Source organism: Aphanothece sacrum FPU1, assembly GCF_003864295.1.
Lineage (GTDB): Bacteria > Cyanobacteriota > Cyanobacteriia > Cyanobacteriales > Microcystaceae > Aphanothece_B > Aphanothece_B sacrum.
On record NZ_BDQK01000013.1, the window covers coordinates 532762 to 554599 of the forward strand.

At 40.4% G+C, this 21838-nt stretch carries 18 protein-coding genes and 4 pseudogenes; 12 read left to right on the plus strand and 10 right to left on the minus strand.

Going from position 1 to position 21838, the window contains the following annotated elements; all coding sequences use genetic code 11:
- Positions 1–51: 51 nt before the first annotated feature.
- A complete protein-coding gene (gene serA, locus AsFPU1_RS13150; protein WP_124971170.1) occupies positions 52–1629 on the minus strand; it encodes a phosphoglycerate dehydrogenase in 1578 nt (525 codons plus the stop codon).
- A 199-nt stretch (positions 1630–1828) separates the two neighbouring features.
- Here serA and AsFPU1_RS22680 point away from each other — a divergent pair, with 199 nt between their 5' ends.
- The 8 genes and pseudogenes from AsFPU1_RS22680 to AsFPU1_RS13180 all read left to right on the plus strand — a co-directional run.
- A complete protein-coding gene (locus AsFPU1_RS22680; protein WP_172957419.1) occupies positions 1829–1987 on the plus strand; it encodes a hypothetical protein in 159 nt (52 codons plus the stop codon).
- Between the two features lie 23 nt (positions 1988–2010).
- Positions 2011–2565 carry a nuclear transport factor 2 family protein gene (locus AsFPU1_RS13155; protein WP_172957418.1) on the plus strand — a complete coding sequence of 185 codons (555 nt, stop codon included), beginning with the start codon at positions 2011–2013 and terminating at the stop codon, positions 2563–2565.
- Between the two features lie 75 nt (positions 2566–2640).
- Positions 2641–3741, plus strand: coding sequence for an alkene reductase (locus AsFPU1_RS13160; protein ID WP_172957417.1), 1101 nt, complete (start codon positions 2641–2643; stop codon positions 3739–3741).
- A gap of 47 nt (positions 3742–3788) precedes the next feature.
- The gene (locus AsFPU1_RS13165; RefSeq protein WP_124971161.1) at positions 3789–4547 is read left to right on the plus strand and encodes a sterol desaturase family protein; all 759 of its coding nucleotides are present in this window, start codon (positions 3789–3791) and stop codon (positions 4545–4547) included.
- A gap of 59 nt (positions 4548–4606) precedes the next feature.
- On the plus strand, positions 4607–5359 hold the full coding sequence (locus tag AsFPU1_RS13170) for a sterol desaturase family protein (protein WP_124971158.1): 753 nt from the start codon (positions 4607–4609) through the stop codon (positions 5357–5359).
- Between the two features lie 81 nt (positions 5360–5440).
- Positions 5441–6490, plus strand: a complete 1050-nt coding sequence (locus AsFPU1_RS13175) for an aldo/keto reductase (protein WP_124971155.1) — start codon at positions 5441–5443, stop codon at positions 6488–6490.
- 360 nt (positions 6491–6850) lie between these two features.
- A pseudogene (locus tag AsFPU1_RS23140) lies at positions 6851–7008 on the plus strand (IS5/IS1182 family transposase); the annotation flags it as partial.
- Positions 7009–7081: 73 nt separating this feature from the next.
- Positions 7082–7303 (plus strand): annotated as a pseudogene (locus tag AsFPU1_RS13180) (IS5/IS1182 family transposase); the annotation flags it as partial.
- A gap of 27 nt (positions 7304–7330) precedes the next feature.
- Here the strand turns inward: AsFPU1_RS13180 and AsFPU1_RS13185 are convergent.
- The 3 genes from AsFPU1_RS13185 to AsFPU1_RS13195 form a co-directional block, all read right to left on the minus strand.
- Positions 7331–8545, minus strand: a complete 1215-nt coding sequence (locus AsFPU1_RS13185) for a sulfotransferase (RefSeq protein ID WP_124971149.1) — start codon at positions 8543–8545, stop codon at positions 7331–7333.
- A gap of 56 nt (positions 8546–8601) precedes the next feature.
- Positions 8602–9789: a hypothetical protein gene (locus AsFPU1_RS13190; protein ID WP_227873353.1), complete on the minus strand. Its 1188-nt coding sequence runs from the start codon at positions 9787–9789 to the stop codon at positions 8602–8604.
- A gap of 83 nt (positions 9790–9872) precedes the next feature.
- The gene (locus AsFPU1_RS13195) at positions 9873–11396 is read right to left on the minus strand and encodes an addiction module component (protein ID WP_124971146.1); all 1524 of its coding nucleotides are present in this window, start codon (positions 11394–11396) and stop codon (positions 9873–9875) included.
- Positions 11397–11684: 288 nt separating this feature from the next.
- Between AsFPU1_RS13195 and AsFPU1_RS13200 the strand changes: the two genes are divergently transcribed.
- Positions 11685–11948, plus strand: a complete 264-nt coding sequence (locus AsFPU1_RS13200; RefSeq protein ID WP_124971143.1) for a type II toxin-antitoxin system Phd/YefM family antitoxin — start codon at positions 11685–11687, stop codon at positions 11946–11948.
- 605 nt (positions 11949–12553) lie between these two features.
- On the opposite strand, the gene AsFPU1_RS13210 is transcribed toward AsFPU1_RS13200, so the two are convergent.
- The 6 genes and pseudogenes from AsFPU1_RS13210 to AsFPU1_RS13235 all read right to left on the minus strand — a co-directional run.
- Positions 12554–13405, minus strand: coding sequence for a phytanoyl-CoA dioxygenase family protein (locus AsFPU1_RS13210; protein WP_124971140.1), 852 nt, complete (start codon positions 13403–13405; stop codon positions 12554–12556).
- A gap of 94 nt (positions 13406–13499) precedes the next feature.
- On the minus strand, positions 13500–14834 hold the full coding sequence (locus AsFPU1_RS13215) for a glycosyltransferase (protein WP_124971137.1): 1335 nt from the start codon (positions 14832–14834) through the stop codon (positions 13500–13502).
- 199 nt (positions 14835–15033) lie between these two features.
- Positions 15034–16602, minus strand: a complete 1569-nt coding sequence (locus tag AsFPU1_RS13220; RefSeq protein ID WP_124971134.1) for a carbamoyltransferase C-terminal domain-containing protein — start codon at positions 16600–16602, stop codon at positions 15034–15036.
- Between the two features lie 91 nt (positions 16603–16693).
- Entirely contained in the window at positions 16694–17290 is a 597-nt protein-coding gene (locus tag AsFPU1_RS13225; protein ID WP_124971131.1) for a class I SAM-dependent methyltransferase, read from the minus strand.
- A gap of 122 nt (positions 17291–17412) precedes the next feature.
- Complete coding sequence (locus tag AsFPU1_RS13230) at positions 17413–18624, minus strand: glycosyltransferase family 61 protein (protein ID WP_124971128.1); 1212 nt, start codon at positions 18622–18624, stop codon at positions 17413–17415.
- A 212-nt stretch (positions 18625–18836) separates the two neighbouring features.
- A pseudogene (locus AsFPU1_RS13235) lies at positions 18837–19062 on the minus strand (IS1 family transposase); the annotation flags it as partial.
- Positions 19063–19572: 510 nt separating this feature from the next.
- Between AsFPU1_RS13235 and AsFPU1_RS13240 the strand changes: the two are divergent.
- From AsFPU1_RS13240 to AsFPU1_RS13255, 3 genes and pseudogenes are all read left to right on the plus strand, one after another.
- Positions 19573–19674, plus strand: a pseudogene (locus AsFPU1_RS13240) (helix-turn-helix domain-containing protein); the annotation flags it as partial.
- Positions 19675–19929: 255 nt separating this feature from the next.
- On the plus strand, positions 19930–21450 hold the full coding sequence (locus AsFPU1_RS13250) for an NTP transferase domain-containing protein (protein WP_124971125.1): 1521 nt from the start codon (positions 19930–19932) through the stop codon (positions 21448–21450).
- Positions 21447–21821, plus strand: a complete 375-nt coding sequence (locus AsFPU1_RS13255) for a hypothetical protein (RefSeq protein WP_124971122.1) — start codon at positions 21447–21449, stop codon at positions 21819–21821. Before AsFPU1_RS13250 ends, AsFPU1_RS13255 begins: the two co-directional genes overlap by 4 nt.
- Positions 21822–21838 lie beyond the last annotated feature (17 nt).

Below are 21838 nucleotides of genomic sequence, written 5' to 3' on the forward strand. Positions count from 1 at the left end.
AAAGGGGGAGGTTTTCAAACCAAAATTTCTGATAACTGATTTGTGTAATACTTACAGCTTAACTGTATAAGCGTCTCGAATACCAGCGACTTTGGTAATTTCAGATAATAATCCTTCGGGTAAGGGATCATCAAGACTCACTGCCATAACTGCATCACCGCGAACGATTTTCCGTCCTACTTGCATACTGGCAATATTGACGTTAAAACTACCCAATAAAGAGCCAATTTGCCCAATAATCCCTGGCATATCTCGGTGTACCGTAAATAACATATAATTACTCGGTGGCACATTAATGGGGAATCCATCTACATCAGTGATCCTGATTTCGCCGTCACTCAAAAGCGCACCCGTAACAGAATGTTCTCCCATTGAACCTTGGGCCGACAGATGAAGGGAACCAGAATAGTCACGAACCGAAGCGTCACGGGTTTCGATAATGCGTATACCTCGTTCTTTAGCTTCGATCGCGGCGTTAACATAGTTAACCCGTTCTCGTAAGGCTTGAGAAAGCAGTCCTTTCATGGCGGCCACAACTAAGGGTTGAGTTTTATTAGTGGCTAGTTCTCCTTGAAAACGAACGGTTAAGCGTTCAATACGTCCTCCGGCCAGTTGACCGACTAAATTACCTAAAGTTTCGGACAATTTCAGGTAAGGGCGCAATTTTTCCATGACATCGGGGGTTAAACCGGGAATATTGACCGCCGAACGGGCAGTTAAGCCTAATAATACATCCCTGATTTGTTCAGCTACATCAATCGCTACATTTACTTGCGCTTCAGCCGTAGACGCGCCTAAATGGGGGGTTAAAATTACACTTTCTAAACCTCGCAGTTTAGATTCTCCGAGGGGTTCTTCTTCAAATACATCGAGGGCGGCCCCTGCGATTTGACCAGCTTCTACCGCTTCTGCTAGGGCATCTTCATTTACAATACCCCCACGAGAACAGTTAATTATACGGGCGGTAGGTTTCATTTTAGCTAAAGCCTCCCGTCCGATGAGGTGGGTAGTTTCGGGAGTTTTGGGAACGTGAAGGGTAATATAATCGGATTCAGCAAAGAGTAAATCCAGGTCAACTAGGGTACATCCTAACTGTTCAGCACGGTCTTGAGAAATAAAGGGGTCAAAGGCTAATATTTTCATGCCCATTGCTTTAGCCACGTTGGCCACATGGGAACCAATTTTTCCTAAGCCTACCACGCCCAAAGTTTTCTTATAGACTTCTGTCCCCATAAAATTCTTACGATCCCATTTATTAGCTTTCATGGATTGGTTGGCTTGGGGAACATGACGGGATAGGGATAACATCATAGCTAGGGCGTGTTCAGCCGCCGCAATGGTATTACCTTCGGGAGAGTTAACTACGACGATACCCTGACGAGTGGCAGACGGTACATCGATATTATCTACCCCGACACCAGCCCGTCCAATGATTTTGAGTTGGGTTCCGGCTTCAATAATCTCTTTAGTTACGCGGGTTCCAGAACGAAGCATGAGGGCATCGTATTCAGGGATGATTTTGACCAATTCTTCGGCGGATAACCCTGTTTTAACGTCTACTTGCGCTACTTGGGAGAGGATATCAATGCCTACTTGGTCAATGGGGTCGGATACAAGAACTTTTGCCATAGTGCTTTGTCTGTGTCGGGGTGATCAGTTATTGTCGTAAGTCTCATGGTTGCAGTAGCTTATTGTAGCGGTCTATGTGCGCTTTTCTCCTAAATCGTTAAAAAGATTTCCAGTTTTGCTGTTTAAATAAGACCAGGGGTTCTAAACTTCTGGGTTAAAACCAAATAATGTTCACTAATTTAAAGGGGAATTATTAATTATGTCTCAAGAATTATTAAATGAGTTAATGAGTCAATCTGAAGCTTTAAACATTGAAGAAAAGCTGCAGTTAATGCGTTATTTATCAAGTAATCTAAAAACAGATAATAATTTGACCGAAAAACCTCGGCGTAAATGGCGTGAAATTAGCAAACTATAATTTAGCTTTACCTGATGCTTTACATGGATACTGAAGAAACAACCAAAATTTTAAGACAGTGGTTTGAAAGCTGGGTAAAGGATGATATTGAAGCTGTTCTGAACGGCTTATCAGAAACTGTTGTTTTCTATGCTCCCCAGAACGAATACAATCAGGTGATCCCCTATCTTGGGAGGAGAGTGGGACGTCAAGCAGTGGCCGAAGCCTTTGAAATTCGGGCCAAAACCGTTGAACTTCTAAGCTATGATTTACAGGAATTTATTGTTGAGGGCAATAAGGCCTGTATCATTTCTCATACTCAAGAACTCTGCAAACAAACTCAGCAAGTTTTTGAGGTTGAAGATGCCCAATTCATTGTTTTAGATGAAGACGGCAAAATTGCCTCCTGGAGCTTTTACTTTGACCCAAATCTAGAAGTTGCCGCCTTCACAGCCAAATTGGACAAGTGCTTAATTCAGGATGTACAAGGCAATCAACTCCCTGATACTAAAAGGTGGCATTGTAGAAAGATAGGCAGAGGATGTAGAGGTCGCAGAGGAGGCAGAGGAGGATGGAAACAAAGCAAAAACAGACTATAACGCTTTTCTGGGACTCTGGCAAAAGTCTTATCGAAAAGCCTTTGATACTACTTCTCATTTATGGAAATTTCCGAAATGGATTCACTCAAACTACTGCAACCCTTAAAGCTTAGAGATTTGGAGCTACCGAATCGCATGGTGATGGCTCCGCTAACTCGCAGACGAGCTGATTATGATCTCGCGCCGACTCCCCTTAATGCTCTGTATTATGCTCAACGGGCTTCTGCGGGGTTGATCATTAGCGAGGCCACCCAAATTTCTCCCCAAGGCACCAGTCTTCCACGGACGCCCGGAATTTATAGCCCTAAGCAAATTGCTGGTTGGCAATTGGTTACTCAAGCCGTACACGACCGGGGTGGGCGCATTTTTCTCCAACTGTGGCACGGCGGACGGTGTTCTCACCCATCTTTACAACCTCATGGTGCATTACCTGTTGGTCCTAGTGCGATCGCCCCTGGAGAAGAAACCGCGTTAACCGCCACCGAAGATGAAGTTCCCTTTGTTGTTCCGAGATCACTTTTAAGCAGCGAAATTCCTGGCATCATTGCCCAATATCGTCAGGCTGCTGAAAATGCCTTGCGAGCAGGAGCCGACGGGGTGGAAATTCATAGTGCCAGTGGTTACTTACTGGATCAGTTTCTGCAAGATAACAGTAACCATCGCACCGATGCTTATGGGGGCAGTATTGAAAATCGGGCCCGTTTGCTAATGGAAGTCACTGCCGCCGTTATTGAGGTATGGGGACCATATAGGGTAGGTGTGCGTCTGTCTCCAAGTAGTACGTTCCAGGATATGAATGACTCTAACCCGGAAGCTTTATTTAATAATGTAGTGGCTCAGCTTGATCAATTTAAGCTTGCTTATCTCCATATTGTAGAACCCCGAATTAAAGGCAGTCATGACGACTTTACCGAAAAAAAAGTACAGCTTGGTGTTCACCATTTTCGACCCCTATATAGCGGGACCTTAATAACGGCAGGGGGCTATACTCGCGACACGGGAGAGGCTATTATTAATCAGGGTGATGCTGATCTAGTCGCATATGGTAGATTGTTTATTGCCAATCCTGATTTACCTAAACGCTTTGCTCTCAATGCCTCCCTCAATCCCTATCATCGTCCAACATTTACGGGTGGTGATGAACGAGGATACGTAGATTACCCATTTTGGGAATAATCTGAACCATATAAATCATCAGACCTATTGCTAACGTGAGGTGGACTATGATTACTCAAACGCTGATCGGATTATCAGCCCTTTTTGCGTCGGGAATACTGTTTTGGCTCTGGGAAATTAAAGATCCTCTGCGACCAGTTGCATACCGCTCTTGCTTTCCCAGAGAATTCGGTGCTGCCATGATCTCCGCAGTGTACAGTATTATTCTTGCCTATTTTTTTGTAGCACTGGTCAAACTAACTATTTCTCCGTCCGTGATGACCTTTATTGGTTGGACGGGGTTGTTATCTTGGCCTTTGTGGATGCGCTTATTGATTGCCTATATCTTAAAAGACTTTAGTTTTTATCTAACTCATTGGATCAAGCACACAAACGATATCCTTTGGCTCACTCACAACTGGCACCATTCCATTGATCAGCTTTGGTGGTTGGCTGCCCAACGAGAAAGTTTAACGGACGTACTACTTTTCAAGGTGGGATTTTTGGCCTTTCCATTGTTGGGAATTCCCCCTGAAATTATGATTTTTGTAGGAATTCACTACATCGTCCATGATAACTGGATTCATCTGAATGTTAAGTGGCGTTCTTGGATGAAGTTCATCGAGTGGTTCTATGTCACTCCTCGAGTTCATAGCATACATCACTCCCAAACCGGCTCTGTCACCAAAAATTTAGGCGCTCTGCTGACCATCTTTGACCGTCTTTTTGGTACCTATGTTGACCCAGAAGAAGTAGCCCTTGACCAAATACAGTTTGCATCGGGAGACAACGCAGTCGTTACACCACGCAAAATCATTGGGGTCTAGTGCCGCCAAGCGGCCCTCAAAAGGCAAAAGTAAGAATGGTTAGATAGTCGGGAGAAGAAATGATTACACAAATTATGATCGGGTGGCTAGCAATTTTTGTCACGGGTGGGCTGATCTGGCTACTCTGGGAAAAGCCTGATCCGCTAAGAGACATTAGCTATACCGAAGAATTTCTCAAGGAGTTTGGTGCTGCCCTGATATCACTTGTATTTATCATCATTATTACTTATGCCTACGCTGATATCGTTAAGTTTTTAATCCCTCCCTTTCTAATGGAATGGCTCGGCAGGTTCGAGGTACTTTCCCTGCCTCTATGGGTGCGGGTCATTTTCGCCTATGTCATTAAGGATTTTTGTTACTACGTTTTTCATTGGTGGATGCACCATAATAAATATCTCTGGCAAACCCACCTTTGGCATCACTCCATTCAACAGTTGTGGTGGTTGGCTGCCCAAAGAACCAGTTTCACCAGCCGTTTTTTATTCCAAGTGGGATTTCTGGCCTTTCCAATCCTCGAAATTCCCCCAGAAGTTATGTTTTATTTAGGGTTGTTCGGTGCTCTTCACGAGAATTGGACTCACTCAAATGCGAAATGGCACTCTTGGATGGGGCTTTTGGAGTGGATTTTTGTTACCCCTCGCTACCATAGCCTGCACCATACTCAAGTTGGTGCCTACAATATGGGTAGCTATTTCACCATTTTTGATCGCCTCTTCGGAACCTACCTTGCTCCAGACTCTTTTGACCCCGACGAACAAACCTTTGGAACGGTGGATCAGCCAATCACTTGGCAAAAGGTGGTTGGGATTTAGGCATCTTGAACAGGGAATAAGTAAGTTGTTGGGCAAGTGCTTCATTTAGGAAATATAGCTTGTTCTGAGAGGAAAAGTTTAATGCAATACAAAAGACTCGGTGATAGTGACTTGGTGGTTTCTGAAATTTGTCTGGGAACCATGACTTATGGCCAGCAGAATACTTTGGAACAGGCCGAGGCACAACTCAACTATGCAGTTTCTCAGGGGATCAATTTCATTGATACGGCAGAAATGTATCCGGCACCTGTCTGTGCAGAAACCCAAGGCAAGACGGAGGAATATATTGGCTTCTGGTTACGCAAACAGCCACGGGATAAGCTGGTTATCGCTACTAAGGTATCAGGCCCGTCCATCGGCAGAATCTTACCGTTGACCTGGATTCGGGAGGGGAAAAATCGAATTGACCAAAAGAACATCCAGGAAGCAGTAGACGGCAGCCTCCGAAGACTACAGACGGACTATATTGATCTTTACCAAATCCACTGGCCAGATCGGTATGTGCCGTTGTTTGGCTCTCCCGATTACGACCCCTGCCATGAAAGAGAGACTGTGCCAATTCTAGAGCAGTTGGAAGCTATGAGAGGGCTGGTTCAGGCAGGAAAGATTCGCTATCTGGGTGTCAGTAACGAGACACCTTGGGGAGTAGGTGAGTTTTGCCATCTGGCTCAACAGTTTGGATTACCCAAAATTGTCTCGATTCAGAATGCTTTTAACTTAACCAACCGAGTTTTTCAGATTCATTTGGCGGAAGCCTGTGGTTTTAACAAGGTGGGATTAATGGCCTACAGTACCCTGGCTTTTGGTCATCTCTCAGGTAAATATATTGCCCAAACGCCAACCGGATCGAGAGTTGATTTGTTTCCAAGCTTTGACCAGCGCTACCGTAAACCAAACTTTCAGGAAGCAGTCCAAGCCTATGTGGAACTTGCCCATCAAAATGGATTAACTCCAGTGCAGATGGCACTGGGGTTTGTGCGCTCGCGCTGGTTTGTTACCAGTACCATTGTCGGGGCATCTACCATCGAACAACTAAAAGAAAATCTGATCTGTGTCGATATCGAATTATCTCAAGAAATCCTAGCCGCCATCGACCAGATTCATGCCCGTTATCCCAACCCAACCCCCTAATAATTTTGGCTGCACCGCGGCCTTAGCAGAAAATGTTTCCAGAAATCTAAGGGGAGCATCCCATTTTTGTAATTCGACAGTGTGAGTGAATTTTAAATTCGCGAATAATTATCGCGAAGTAAAATCTAAATGTTTATCACAGTCTTTCAAATCTGACATAATAGGGGTGTAAACCGGAAAATTATCTTGTTATGACTCCATCTGAAAGAAAAGAGCTTGACGCTTGTTTAAGAAAGGCTAGTGAAATACTTTATAATAATGCAGAGGGAGCATCCCATTTTTGTAAAAATAGGAAGTTTATTCGCGAGTTAAAATCGCGAATAAAGGCAATTTATTTACTTTCTTGTTCCCCATCAAAGGCGATTTAGAAAAAGAATTGATGTAGAATTGGTTAATAAAATCAATGAAAAAATGGTCAAAAGAGGTCAAGAAACAAGAGAAAAGGAAATAAAAAAAAGTATTTAACCCAAGAAAAAAGAGAAGCAATACAAAATCAAGGTAAACTAATTTTAGATGCTAAGCTGTTGTGCATTTAAACTGCTTATTGGTTAAATTGAAGGAAATAGCTACAACTCTCTTTCTTTTTGCCTTTTGCCTTTTGCCTTGGAAACATCTATCGCTATCACTTTTTTAGTGGTCAATCTTTCCAGACTGCTGCGGCAGTTTTTGTCGCTTTATTTGTCCTTATTATTTAATAGCAAAACTATTGAACTAAACCAAGAAAATAACATTAAAAAAAATTATGTTTACAACCAAAATATAGCAGTAAAAATTATTGATGGAGAAGAAAATTGTCTGCTAAAAGCAGCCTAAATTTTTGAGACACTTTTTCAGCAAACCCTACTTAATGAGATTAATTGATTTCAGCAGGGCTTCATGGTTTTTGTCAACCTCAGCCGCAAACCGATCAAAAAACTCAAACTCCTGAAATTCCTGAGAACTAGTCTTATATCCCGCATCTCGCAAGTTTTGCTGGGTATCTAGATTCTTTAGATATTCGGCTTGATCTGGTGTCAGGGAAAGACCCAATTGGCGATAAACAAGTTCCACAGAATCTTTGATATTTTGAGTAAGTCGATCAAACGAGAAACCAAGCTTTTGTTCAGGGGATAAACTATCGAAAAACTCAATGGTTTGGTGCGCCGCTTCAACTCGCACAGTTCGCTGCATTGGCTCCCAATTTGGAATCAGTGTTACATCGACACCCGACTTGCAATAAGCTGACTGACAGATTAAAGTCAGATAAGAGTTCATAAACTTTTCTGATGGTCGAGTAATTGTCACAAATAGGGCATCGGGGTAGAGTGACTTCATTATATTCACTCGCTGGAGACATTCATTATCCTTGGATACGTAAATGAGATTTCTACCCCGCAAGTACAGAACCTTTTGAATTACCTTGTACTGAGTCTGTAGCATTCGCTCCTGGGTTTTACGGGAAAGCTTAGCAAAGTTATCTATATCTTCTAGTAGCTTAGGATAAGGAAAGCGATTAATCACATAAAACTGATGGAAAAAGCACTCTTCAAACAAAAAGCCATCATCTTCGTAGTCATTCAGATAGCTGTAATGCATTTTTTCAGTTAGATCTGCTTGGTGATTGTTTCCCCAGTAATTCACCAGGCTCATCCGCTCTAAAAAGCCTGTTGACTGCAAGATCTTTTGCAGTAGAATGGAGGGATAGCGCCACTCTAGCAGTCGAATGCCAAAAAACGTTTTTTCGTCGGAAGCAAGGGTTCGGTGTAGAAATGTGGTAGCACTACGGGGTTGAGCAACAATAAAAACAGGAGTACGAATCGTCTGTAGTCGATATTGAGGAAACAGTAGGTCATCAAGACACCAGCAAAGGGCGATAAATGGCAGTTTAAATGCGTAGTTGAGTAAATAGAAAACCTGCTTTTGCCTATCTTTAAAGCTAATTGATGGCTCTGGATCAAACAGCACATGGTGCCAGATTCTAAGGTAGGTAGGCCAATGAGGAAAAGGGGTCAGAAGCATAGCCCCGATGAGAACTGAACAAACTGCCAAAAAAGCAATAGAGATCGAAAACAACATAACTGAAAATCAAAAAGTTAAATCGAAAATAATATAACTGAAAATCAAAAATGGACTTAGCTAAAATAGTCTTCCAGAGAACCTTCACGAACGGTATCGAGGGTGAAACAGTGGAACCCGCCGCCAAAAATTCTTCGATGTCGATGCTGTACAGGAATGGGGGTAAACCCGTGCTTTTCCAGTGTTTTAATCAGTTCTGGAAATAAAGAGTTAACGATGATTTTGTCTTCATCAATCGACAATACATTTAAATCAATGTATTTTGTGGTGAGGATCAAATCATCATCTTCGTAGGTGGGGAAGATGTTCTCCGTCGGCTCTGGTGGGTAGATGATATCCCACTTTTGTAGTGGCGCAGGTAAGCGACTCAAAAACTGGGGATTACGTAGCAGCAGCGTACCGGGCTTTAAGGGTAGGATAATGCTGTCAATATGGTTGTCAGCAAATTGATACAGCATATGAAAATTAAATTGCCCTTCAAAATGTCGCTGCAACCATTGATAGGCCAGATAATGATTTTTAGTTGCCACGTTGATCAGAATATCCTTGCCAAAGCGGATGCACTGAGCGGCATCAAACATCATCTCATGACCAATATCAAATTCTGATTCATTTTGAGGATAAACTTTCTGCATCGCCGGCACATTTTGACCCGAAATGTAGGAGGTGTCAAAGGATTTATCTGTCATAATGGGCTTTGGCATATTCGTCCATTTTGCGCCCTGCTCAAAGTATTTGTAAAAGATTGGCTTTAGCAAGTCATTTTCAAAATATCTAGCGCGAACCTGGGGCGGAGTTTCCAAGATTTCGTTGCCAAAAATAATCGCTTGATCTCGAATATTTAAGGCGGGAATACAGTCAGCTTTCCAGTAAGGTGTCTCAAATTTTATGGCTTTACTCAGAGCAATCGGTCGATGCACCTTAATGTCCAACTGCTGCAAAGTGCTTACCAGTGACTCAACATCTTCGTTCAACTCTTCTAAGTATTTTCTCTTGAGGGTATGAGTGACAAGGCCCTGAGATTCCTGAGTTTCATTGGGACGATCACTTGCACCATTAGTTTCGTAATAGGGATAGCAAAATGCTGAATAGGCAACATCGTGAAAGAAAACCTTAAAGGATAATTCTAAATCCTGCGTATCGTAGTTAATGGGGGAACCAACAACAACCTCTTTTAGGGTAGACCATTCATTGAAACTATTGACCATAGCAGTTGATTCATCCTTAATTTCATTAAAACGCAATTCAGTAAAATTTTACATTAATTACACCAGATCTCTTGAAAAAATATCTATGCCAAGATGTTAGGGATATACAAATAACGTAGTTAACCAAGGTCAAATAGCGTCAATTGCTTATAATTCGCTCTCTGATTGACCTTACTCGTAAGTTTACGAGTAGGTTCTAGAGTCTGGGGTTTATCCTTACCCGACGGTGCCTCAGTTTTCAACAAAGAATCCTGAAACTTCTGAGTCCGTTTTAGCAAGATTACTTTTACATCGGAATGCTTCATGTATCGAGTGATTTCAACATCACTCATTCTTGCTAGAACATTATCAGCAGCGTTAGTGTCTGAGTGCATCACAACCCCATCGTGTCCGGTAAACTTGTCACCATTTCTACTGCCCGTTAAGGTAGCAAATCTGGAGTCAAGCTGTGATGTGTATGCACAATTGACACTAACAACCGTACAACCTGTACGGGTTGAAACTTGTTTTAGAGCATTTGTAACTATTCCCTTGCACCATGAAGAAACGTTTCTTTTCATACGCTTTCTCATGGGTTTTTTGCTTTTTATTTGCTCCGTCAAATCTTCAAAAGCTACCTTGATTGCATTTGTCATCAAGTCATGTGTAGCAGTAAAAACGATTGTTTGAATCTTACCTTTAAAAGATGTTTCTCTGTTATTCCACTTGCTAAAGCCAAGATTATTGCGCTTAATTCTATCGGCTTTAGCACCATTCCCTTGAGAAATAGCTTTATTAAAAACTGACCTTATTTTGTTCCGTTTAACTTGTTTTGCTGTTCTGTAATCAGTTTCTTCTGTTTGGATTTTACCAAAGTTATTACCTAAAAATCTAGCACCATCATTAGAAGATGTTGCATAAACTTCTGTATAACCCCTATCACATCCAATTATTTTACCTTCAGTCTTTTTTGATGCTTTTTGGATATTAGTCGTGTAATGTATTTCCCATCTACCATTTCGCTTGATTAACCTTAACTGACATTTTACTTCTGTTGGTAAGGTCGTTGGTAGCTTGAGGGTTTTACCTTTCGTTAGTCCACCAAAACGCAACCACACCACACCTTTGTCGTCTATTTTAGTGTCAAAAGCCTTTATAATAATTTGGTTGCAAACTTTTGTGTGACCTCGATACCAAAACTTTCTAACCAAGGTGCAAAGTTTGGGGTGTTCCAACCATTCACGGCTCTCTAACGTAAGTTGTAAAACTCCTTTTTTAGCCTGAAACGGTTGGAACGATTGACCCAAATATTTCATCACCTTTTCGACACAAGCCGCCTGAACTAAATGGATATCATCAATTACGTCATAGAGGGTTGCTTCCCATAACTTAGCGGGTAATTGGTACTTGTCTTTCGATGCGGCGGTTCGCGCGGACAGAAGCTTCTGTCCGTCGACACGCCGCGTGCGTAGCTGTTTGTCAATCTCAAATTTAGAAACGCCCCAGGCTTTTAATGACCCGAACTCGTTCCACAAATCAGAGCGTAGTTGTCCCAAACGCAAAGCAATTAAATCAAGTTCGTCAGATTTCCATTTATTTAGTTTTTGAGTCCCTAAAATTGCGATTCTCGTAACGGTTAACTGATTTTTAACTTTGAGTTTCATTGGCTGAACTTACTACGCTTTCTATCATTATACTTTTTAAAAAGTTATCTCGCTATTTTATCTAATAGGCTAGGAATTGGGAAGGTCTCTGTTCTGAAAAGAAAAAAATTGTCAAACTTCCTCTTTATTTCAATGAGGGTAAAACAGATTCAATGCAAGATTTGTTAAAGTCTTATATTTTTCTACGCTAAAATAATTGATGTATAAATACGCGATCGCACCCCTTTAGCGATGAGGAAGTTTATTTTGTGGTAGCATCTAATTAAATGCGTATTATATGCGAAAGTAATGCTTAACCTTTCAAAAGACATTCATTCTCTAACTGAGTTTAAACGAAATACGACTGAGTTTATCGAGTATCTCAAGCAAACCAAACACCCCTTGGTGCTTACGGTTAATGGAAAGGCAGAACTCGTTGTGCAAGATGCTGAATCCTATCAAGCACTTCTTGAGGCGGCAGAATTGGTTGAGACGCTTAAAGGAATCAAGCGCGGTATCGAAGAGATGAAACAAGGCAAAGGCAAGAAGGCAGAGAGAGGACTTCTTCTCTGAATTGTTCGATAAACTGGACAGTTCTCAATGAGCCAAAAGTATCAAATCGTCATACAACCTGAAGCACAAAAGGGAATTGAAAAAGCTTATCTGTGATTCAGTAATGATTCTCCCCGAAAAGCGAGGTTGTGGCTGGAAGGATTGTATAAAGCAATTCTCTCCCTAGAACAAATGCCTTACCGTTGTTCACTGGCTTTTGAAAATAATTTCTTGGAGGAAGAAATCCGACAACTTATTTATGGTTTGCTGAATAAGGATAAAAGCCTGATACAATAAAGGTTATAGTCGCACTCAGTGGGGAAAAAAGATCACTATAAGTGTCAGCAAACCCGCTAAAATTCGTAGCCAACCCTTACACCTCTTTATTTAGAACAAATGTATCGTAAGTCTCAAGAGCCTTCCATTACCCCAGAAAATTTTGAATTGCCCTTTGAGGGCTCCATCCCTGTTTGGATTTAGCGATCGCTGTTGGATTTAGCGATCGCTGTTTGGGTTTAGCGATCGCTATTTGGGTTTAGCGATCGCTGTTTGGGTTTAGCGATCGCTGTTGGATTTAGCTATCGCTGTCACTGTACCTCATGAGTTTGAGAAACGCTATAGTTTTTCTAGGAGTTTTCTGGTGGATTTGTAAGAAGATTTAAGTGATAAGAATCTTCACCACGAACTATGATGCAAGGAATCGGATTTCCACTAAACCCTTTGATCTCAACATCAGGTTTGGCAAAACGAGCCACAAGACCGAAGCGGGTTCGAGAGTCGTTATTTTGACTAACACCATGCCAAATTCCACCTCTCGTAAAGCAGTACTGACCTGCTTTCATCTGTATGGCTTCAATTTTGTGAGGTGCGTTTTCTGGGTGCATTCGATCAGCCAACTTGATCATACTCCCAGCGTCGGTGAGATCGCACTCTCCTGCTTCTGCCAAGACCACAAGGTCTGCATCATACTTGTGGGTTCGAGGGATAACCAACAGACAACCCGTTTTCATGGTCATTTCAGTTACTGCGATCGACACATGAACGCCTTTGATCCAGCCATTAATTACATCAATATGCCAAATTTGACCAGTTTTTTCTACAATATGACCATCATGACCAGGCTCTCTAGAAATAGTCTCTGCCATCCAAAATAGAAGATTTTGTCCCAGAAAATCGGCCACATCATCTAAAATTGGCGGCTCTGTAGATAGGTCATACACTAACTTAGATGTAGTATGAGCAATCCTGCGATCCATCACATGACTTTCCATTGGAGAAGATGAGGTTTTTTGCTCCTGATTTTGAGCTTCTTCAATAGCTTGACTCATAGCATCGCGTAGAGCCACTAAACTAGGAGTTTGACCCAGGGTAAATGGCCCGACAAAGCCTTCTTTCTCGAAAAAAGCGACTTTCTGCTCAACTTGATTAAAGTTAGTTTGGCTAGTGCTAGATTTTCCAGAATATCCAGTAGTTTGCATGATTAAACTCCTCTTATTAACATGACTGCACAAGGACTTAGATGACTTAAATTTTATGCCTCTTTACAACTGAATCTTACCTAATTTACTAAACTTAACGGGCTAACACTGGTTTTTTCGTTGATATAGCCTCTTCAATAATATCAACAGCTTTTTCCACACCTCCTGACCTCTTAATAACTACTTGTAAATCTAAAGCTCTCTTCCTGTAAAAATCATCCACTAAAACTTTCTTCAGCGTCTTATGAAGATTTTTTACCGTAAGTTTATTCAAAGGTATAAGTTCCCCACAACCAGCCCACGCAACTCTTGCAGCCATACCGTGTTGATCGCTGAATAATGGAATTGCTACCATAGGTAATCCATTGTATAAACTTTCTAAAACTGTATTAATTCCTCCATGAGTAATTGTCATAGTTGCTTTTTGCAGTAATTCTAATTGAGGAGCATTATTGACAAGCAAGGTATTTTTAGGAAGTTCCCCAGGAAAATCACAATTATTTATTCCTCCCCGTGAGATCACTAACTGAACATCCAGATCTTTGCAGGCAGAAGCCATCACTTCTATGACCCACTGAAGACCACCTAGCATACTTCCTAAAGAAGCATAAATTAACGGCTGATTTGTTAACTTATTATATGGGAAAAAGATGGGACTTCGGCTTCCTGAATAATGGTATGGCCCAGTAAAATGAAAATATCTTGGCAAGCATTGCCTGGGAAATTCCAGTTCGGCAATTTGTTGGCTGATCTGAGCTAATGGAGAATAATCATCATCAAAACTTGAAAGTAAAGGCAAATTCCACTTTCGACGATAATAATTAATCACCTTCAAGACAGAAGCTTCTCTTTTTTTCAGGTATACATAACCAATTTGATTCCGCAGAATTCCCCACGATGAAGAATCGTAAGACCAAGTTGTATCAAAAGGAGGAACAGTAGCTTCAGAATGGGATATTACTGAGCTAAATATGCTGACAAAAGGAATGTCAAGATACTGAGCAACTGTTGCCCCTGCTGAAGCTTTTGAATCAATTAACAGTGCTTCTATACCTGCTGACTTAATAGCTGCTGGAGCATGGGTTAAATACTTTTCTTGATAAACTATGCTCTGTCCCGGTATCCAACCAATCTTGATTCGCAGAGAATCAATTTCCCTTTGTTTAGAAAGTAGAGTCGAGAATTGAAATTTTTGGGTTACATTTGGCGAATTATACTCTAGAGATGATTCAGGAGTGTCAGGTTGCCAAACTGCTTGAAATTCCAAACCTTCAGCCAAAGTTTTTGCTTGTGTTTGAAACCCTGTTTTAGTGATGGGAACTCCTACTAATGTAACCCGATGACCACGCCGTTTTAACTCCTGACCTAAAGGAATTATTGTATTGAGATGCCCAGATGCTGATGGACAGATAAGACCAAAATGAGTCATGGGATTTGTTTTGATTGTTGATCACAACTACAGGCTTTATTATTCCCTAATCAATTACCTTCCTTACTAAGCTGTTGTGCATTTAAACTGCTTATTGGTTAAATGCAAGAAAAAAGCTACAATCCTCTTCCATGAAAGCCTTTTGCTTTTTGCCTTTTGCCTTGCTAAAACGCATTGTAAATGCGTTTTAGCTTACGAGCTACCTGGCTACATAGAATTTATTGTTAACAACAAAACCATCTAGCTTTTGTTGTTGGACATAGTAAACAAGATCGCTCATCTCGTTAATAAAACCCGTTCCCAAAAAATTCAAGGAAGTGTTGCACAGAACTCCAAATCCACTTAAGCCTTTGAATGCCATTAATAATTCATGTAGCTGGGGATTTTGTGAACTATTTACTGTTTGAACCCTTGCAGTATTATCCACATGAGTCACTGCCTTTAGCTGGTTTGTTTTAAGCTTCTGAAAATAGAGCATATAGGGACTAGGATCTGACCAATCAAAATGTTCTGATACGTCCTCCTCTAAACAAATTGGAGCAATGGGGCGATACCCTTCTCGTTTCTTAATCTGATTTAATCTAGCCTGTATTTCCTCTTGGAAGGGAGAAGCGAGCAGTGACCGATTTCCCAAAGCTCTTGGCCCAATTTCATATTTCCCTTGCACCCAAGCTATAATATTATCTTCATAAATGAATTTGGCAACCTGGTCATAATTTAAGTCGTAAACCTCAAACATACCATCACAATTGATGTCTTCTATAAACTTTGTTCCCGCATAGACATCCCAGCTAATCTTGGCGTTACCAGAATAATAAAACTGGGCATCTATCGCTGTTCCAATAGCAGAACCACTGTCATTTGTACAGGGAGGAACAAAAACTTCTGGAAATAAACCACAATTTTTCCATTGTGTATTCCAATCGCAATTTAATCCACACCCACCACTAATAAGTAGCGGTAGCTTTTCTGTCAAATTCTCTTTGGCAAACTTATAGAAAACATCAAAAATCTGATCGGATATTTTTCCAGCTAGATTTTTAAATTGAGGGTGTTCTACGCCAATATTTAAGAAGGAAGACCAGGCGAAATCTTTGTCAGTGAGTTTCCAAATTTCACTAGGATGATTCATGATGAGGTTGATGAACTTCATTTCTTCATCATTGGGTGTTGAATGATCGCAAAAAGCTGCTAAAGCCATCATTTTTCCGGCGGCAGAGAGGTAACTTCCTCCTTGTCCAGTTCCTCCATTAGAAGACCTATCGGCTACGCAATATGGAAAACTATATCTAGAACCTGGCCCTTCCAAAACTTGACCCAGGGAAGTGATATTAACATTTTTATCAATTTTGTAAAAGTTGCCAAGTACCCCCTCCCAAACCAGTGCATAACAAGGTCTTCCTTGCTCAAATGGAGACATCCCATAAGAACACATCAAATGGGAACGTTCATGAGAAGAGGAGAATCGTTTGATATCCTTGCCTAGAAAAGTTGAGTTTTCAGACAGAATGTTGTCTAAACCATCATAACCGCTATCACTTACGGTGGATATATTGTCTAACGGACCTACTCCTTTGTACCAACCACTTACTGCCACTACTTCAGGCAGTTCTTTGAGGTAAGACATCGCCTCCACAAAAAGATTGACGGTAACAGCAGAATATCTTCTGAAAGAGTTTTTCTCACCTTCAAAGGAAAACATCAGTTGTCCTTCATTGAGATAAACAATGGTGCCATCGTGACCAGGTTTAAAGGATAGAATCTTCATGATCTTTGAATTAATTTGTAATCTATTCAGCCTGTGTTTTACAAAACTAGCAATGACTTGAAATCAACGATCTTGTACTTTTCTTGTTACACTATGAACTGCTATGAATGTAAATTACCCCTCTTTTTGCTCCTTCAGCTTGATCGTTGTAATAGTAAGCATATTCATTACCGTAAATTGCCTCGATACTTGGCTTAATCCATTCAAATGTATAGTCTTGACCGTTATAGGAGTCGTATCCCAAGTCAGGACGATCGGGAATTTTCCAATCATGGATAACAATAACTGGTTTTATTTCTGCTTCAGCGATCGCTTTTAGTTCATCAAGCAAAGGTGTCTCAATATGGGAATGAGCATCCAGGTAGAACAAAGTATTGCCATGATCTCGCTTCAGCAAATTCCTTAAGAGTTCGGGACTACAGCCCTCCATAATAGTAACATTAGTTGAATCTTTGAGATATTCTGTAGCTTCAGGAATATTTTCTGAATCTACTTCGATCGTATAGACCTGATTAGCAAGCTGGGCTAATTTTTTGGTTGTCCCTCCTAGAAAAGTTCCTGTTTCAATTATGGTGTTTATCTCAAATTTCTGAACCAGTTTTTTGATTTCTTCTTCAATATAGGAATCTCCTTCAAAACCTGTCAAGTTACGACTTAGTTCTTCTTGAGTTCTGCGAGACTTTTTCATTTTTTATATCTCCTTTTGGCAACACAATTGAGTTTCGTTTAAATTTAATTTACTTACAAATTAATTTCTTTCAATAGTATACACCCTTCTTGAAGTAAATCAACCAAATTTTGTGAATATCTCTAAATTTTGCTGTTTATGTCATGTAATACCAGAGATAAGACTTTCTCTAGCTTTAAAGGATCGACCCATGTTTGCCAATCACTGCTGACATTTTCTCCAAAAATATGCCAGTGTTTGTGTCCCATAAAGCTAGAAATAATTCGAGATGAATGATGCCAGTATTCTTTGTTATAAATTTCAATAATACTGGTTCCTGAATTACAAAAAAATTGGTTATAAATTCCTGCTCCATGGGGTCCAAGAACAATTTCCGCCTCGGAAAAAATCCTAATCTGTTCAGCTAAACTCATTTTTTCACAGTGTATAACCTGAAAGTTGTATTTTATTAAAATCTGTAATACCTCCTCTTCATTAACTATCTTTCTCGAAGATTGAGAGCGAGAAACATAAATTCGTGTTGAGGCTAAACGGACACTTTCTTCATCTATAAATGAGGAGAGCAATTTATTTCGGATCGCTAAAAAGTGCATTTTTTGGGGTCTACCTGCTTTTTCTGCTGCACGACACAGGATGAGGTTTTCAACAGTGATGCTTTCTTCTTGGATTTGTATTGTTTGCTCTTCCTGAATGCTCAATAGTTTGAGAGAGTCAACAATATAATGGGGTGAGCCATCAGGAATAATAAACTTTAAATCCTTCTTAGCAATGCTATCTAAAGATTCTATCAGAGCAAGTTTTGGCAGACAATCCATCAGCCAATGAGCAAAGTTTAGGCTATGGCTCCAGTAAGATAAGAGCGATATGTATGTTCCTGAAAGGATCTCACTATCGTTAAATTTGTCTTTTATTTGTCTGGCTTTTAAATTAATATTTATTTTTTGACCCTCAATAGATTGGCAAATGATTTCCCGATCAGACGTAATCACTAATCCAGTCTGGTTTACAACTAAAGCACGAGGGATAGAACATCTAAAGGTTTCGCCAATTTCATAATTTGTGACGCAATGAAGATGATAAAAATATTCTTCTCTACCAAGTTTAACAAGTTCTTCTGAAGTGTGTGTAAGAAGCTCTGACCAATGTGAAATAACGTACAGTATGTCTTCTTCAATAGTATTTGAAGGATAGCTAATCTGAATGCTTGGAGGAGTAATAACCTCGAAGAGCCACCCACGCTTTTTAGCTAATTCCTTGAGGTTTGTATTAATACTAAGTTCTGATTGTTGTTGAGAATCTACTTCTTGTTGAAAATGGGATGAATCAAATGTCATAAAAAGTTACTGCTGAGTATTTAAAGCCGGTGAGTAAAGATTCCCTCTCCTGAGGAGGTGACAACCAGGTTAAAGTGTGGACAGGGGTTAGGGGTTAGGGAATAGGGAATAGGGAATAGGGAAAAATCGACGCTCAATCCTAATTCAACCACAATAGACATCTCCACGCATCCCAGATTTCACCCCGAGGTAGTCCTGTAAAAGTAGTGATGTTATAATTTACAGGCGATCGCCAAATTATAATGATGAATAAAATTCCAGATAGCTCCGATATGATTTTCTATTTTTTTAGAGAAAGATAAAGTCTGTATAACAAACAGCACATTGCCTATAAACAGATGGTAGAGATTCCCAAAGTCTTTTAGCTCCAATTTCTCCTCGTTCTCCAACATAACAGCCGACAATTTCTCTAGTCTTTTTATCCAAAGCTAACCAAATTCATTGTTTAGAGTAACTTATCAATGAGTTCTTTTGTCTCGTTTTATATAACTAATTAGTAAAAATAGTAAATAAACTTTAAAAAATCAACATTTTAAAATTAACTAATTTCCTTTATCACTACATATTTACTACTACCCTATTACGAGAGTTAGAAGTGATCGAATCTTTGATCAATTATGATAGAGCTTAAGAACCTATCATATTTGTCCCATTGATGGGATCCACCTCAAATTTTAACTTAAATGTCGGGCTAAGTCCCGCGCTATAAACGAGCGGGGCGCATCGAACCGCAGGTGAGTAGCCGCAATGTTGAGGCAGTTCGGTCTTGGACGGCAGTCGCTCAACTTGGGGAGACCCCAAGTTGAGCGACTGCCTCCGTTTTCCGTCGAGGAGAAACTGCCGTTTAGCGTCGGGATACAGCCCGACCAATATATCAACGTGCGAGAGCATCGGCCTTGTCCGATAATTTATGTTAGCATATTCTTTATTGTGTGCTAACATGGATTCATGCTCACTCTAAACTACTCATACCGAATCTACCCTGATAGTAATAAAGAAGTAATGTTAGATGAATGGCTAGAAATTTGTCGGCGTTCCTATAACTATGCTTAGAAACTACTACCCTGGGACTCAGGGGAAAGGAAACCGTCTGTCAAGTCGAGGTGTCGGGGGTGATGAGCCTTTTCGGACTGGCGTAGAGGAGCCACTGCGGTCTTGGGGTCTCCCCAAGTAGAGCAAGTGGCGTGTACTACACCTCTGTGGGCAGAAATATCTCAATGTGAATTGGGAAGCCCGCGCTATACTGCTAGACGCAGTTAGCGTCGGGAGGATGTCACCCTCTGTTCAAATAATCAACCGTAAATCATGGAGCTAAAGGAAATACCCTGGGTGATTGCCCAAGCAGGTGGCAAAGGAACGCGATTAAAGCACTACACTTGGAATAAACCCAAGTGTTTGCTTTCAATTGCAGGTCAACCACTTATATATCATTTATTTGAGCGTTTTTCATCAGCAAATTTTCTTGTCATAGGAGATTATCTCCATGAAGTTTTAGAGAAATATTTAAGGGTTTTTCCTCCCCAAGCTTCCGTGCAGTTAATTAGAGCAAAAACCAAAGGTACGCTCTCAGGAATCGATCAAGCCTTAACCCACATCCCTGAGCATGAGCCATTTTTATTAGTCTGGTGTGACTTACTGCTTGAAGAAGTACCTAATTGTCAAATTGGTGAAAAGAATTGGATTGGCCTCAGTCGTTCTTTCAATTGTCGCTGGTCTTATGATAAAGCCGGAACTTGTGTAGATCAACCTTCAACAGAGCGAGGAATTGCAGGATTTTTTGTATTTCAAAATAAAGCAGTTCTCAAAGATATCCCATCATCAGGGGAATATGTTCGTTGGCTCTCGAAAAAACCCATACAATTTGACGAATTTTTTCTTGATAACACCTATGAACTAGGTAATCTGGATAATATCACACAATATCAACAGAGAAAACTTGTTAGTCGCTTCTTTAACTCTGTTGAGATTTCAGGAAACCGAGTGATCAAAAAAGCACGAGTTCAAGAATTTGAGCAATTAATTGATAGAGAACGCAATTGGTATCATGTTGTTCATTCACTTGGATTTAATCGCATACCAACATTGATTGCCGAACACCCGATGACTATCTCTAGGATTCTAGGGTCACATCCTTTTGAGTTAAAAGTTGACTTTCAAGGGAAAATAGATATTCTCACTGACATTTTTCAGACTTTAACTCGGCTCCATAGTTGCGCCAAAAAGGTCGCCGATCCTAAAGTTATAATGGAAGTCTACCTTCAGAAAACTTATAGTCGTGTTAATAATGTTGCTCAACTAATTCCTTTTTTCGACCAACCGACAATTCAAGTTAATGGTTTTTTATGTCGAAATCCCTTTCATCCTCGACATGAGAACTGGTTTTCCCAACTCGTTGATGAAATTCAAGTTGATGAATTTACACTCATTCATGGGGACTCAACTTTCTCTAATATACTTGTTGATGATCACAACAAAGCTTGGCTAATCGATCCAAGAGGTTACTTTGGATCAAGCTTGCTTTATGGTGATCCGATGTATGATTGGGCAAAACTGTACTACTCAGTTGTCGGAGATTACGATTGTTTTAACCGTCGTCAATTCCAGCTTCAAATTACGGGGAAACAAGTTGATATTCAGATAAAAAGCAATGAATGGAAAGATTTAGAGCCAATGTTTATAGAAAAAATTCCGACACAAATGTCTGTTATTCGCCTATTACATGCTTTAATTTGGCTATCATTGTCAGGATATGTAAAAGATGACTATGATTCAATCCTAGCTAGTTTTTACAACGGACTATTTTGGTTGGAGAGCGTAGTAAAATGACAGAATTAGTATTAAGTTGTTTACCCAAAACTTGGTTGATCGACATTGATGGTGTTATTCTTAAACATAACGGCTACAAGCAGCATCGGGAAATCTTACTCCCCGGTGTTAAGAAATTTTGGCATCAAATCTCCAAAGAAGATTTTGTTGTTTTGCTCACCGCCCGCACAGAGGAAATGCGTGAAGCCACATTGTCTCTATTAGATAACCACGGACTGCGCTACAATATTGCCATTTTTGGTGTGCCTACAGGAGAACGAATTTGTATCAACGATAAAAAATCATCAGGACTGCTCACCAGCTATGCTGTAAATTTATGGAGGGATGTAGGATTAGATAGTTTGAACGTTGTCGAAAATCCAGACCTCTGAATTTGGAGTAAATGTAA

What these genes read in the sequence shown, in the direction of transcription:
- serA (WP_124971170.1), bottom strand. Translation starts at nt 1,629, where the DNA reads ATGGCAAAAGTTCTTGTATCCGACCCCATTGACCAAGTAGGCATTGAT.
- AsFPU1_RS22680 (WP_172957419.1), top strand. Translation starts at nt 1,829, where the DNA reads ATGTCTCAAGAATTATTAAATGAGTTAATGAGTCAATCTGAAGCTTTA.
- AsFPU1_RS13155 (WP_172957418.1), top strand. Translation starts at nt 2,011, where the DNA reads ATGGATACTGAAGAAACAACCAAAATTTTAAGACAGTGGTTTGAAAGC.
- AsFPU1_RS13160 (WP_172957417.1), top strand. Translation starts at nt 2,641, where the DNA reads ATGGATTCACTCAAACTACTGCAACCCTTAAAGCTTAGAGATTTGGAG.
- AsFPU1_RS13165 (WP_124971161.1), top strand. Translation starts at nt 3,789, where the DNA reads ATGATTACTCAAACGCTGATCGGATTATCAGCCCTTTTTGCGTCGGGA.
- AsFPU1_RS13170 (WP_124971158.1), top strand. Translation starts at nt 4,607, where the DNA reads ATGATTACACAAATTATGATCGGGTGGCTAGCAATTTTTGTCACGGGT.
- AsFPU1_RS13175 (WP_124971155.1), top strand. Translation starts at nt 5,441, where the DNA reads ATGCAATACAAAAGACTCGGTGATAGTGACTTGGTGGTTTCTGAAATT.
- AsFPU1_RS13185 (WP_124971149.1), bottom strand. Translation starts at nt 8,545, where the DNA reads ATGTTGTTTTCGATCTCTATTGCTTTTTTGGCAGTTTGTTCAGTTCTC.
- AsFPU1_RS13195 (WP_124971146.1), bottom strand. Translation starts at nt 11,396, where the DNA reads ATGAAACTCAAAGTTAAAAATCAGTTAACCGTTACGAGAATCGCAATT.
- AsFPU1_RS13200 (WP_124971143.1), top strand. Translation starts at nt 11,685, where the DNA reads ATGCTTAACCTTTCAAAAGACATTCATTCTCTAACTGAGTTTAAACGA.
- AsFPU1_RS13210 (WP_124971140.1), bottom strand. Translation starts at nt 13,405, where the DNA reads ATGCAAACTACTGGATATTCTGGAAAATCTAGCACTAGCCAAACTAAC.
- AsFPU1_RS13215 (WP_124971137.1), bottom strand. Translation starts at nt 14,834, where the DNA reads ATGACTCATTTTGGTCTTATCTGTCCATCAGCATCTGGGCATCTCAAT.
- AsFPU1_RS13220 (WP_124971134.1), bottom strand. Translation starts at nt 16,602, where the DNA reads ATGAAGATTCTATCCTTTAAACCTGGTCACGATGGCACCATTGTTTAT.
- AsFPU1_RS13225 (WP_124971131.1), bottom strand. Translation starts at nt 17,290, where the DNA reads ATGAAAAAGTCTCGCAGAACTCAAGAAGAACTAAGTCGTAACTTGACA.
- AsFPU1_RS13230 (WP_124971128.1), bottom strand. Translation starts at nt 18,624, where the DNA reads ATGACATTTGATTCATCCCATTTTCAACAAGAAGTAGATTCTCAACAA.
- AsFPU1_RS13250 (WP_124971125.1), top strand. Translation starts at nt 19,930, where the DNA reads ATGGAGCTAAAGGAAATACCCTGGGTGATTGCCCAAGCAGGTGGCAAA.
- AsFPU1_RS13255 (WP_124971122.1), top strand. Translation starts at nt 21,447, where the DNA reads ATGACAGAATTAGTATTAAGTTGTTTACCCAAAACTTGGTTGATCGAC.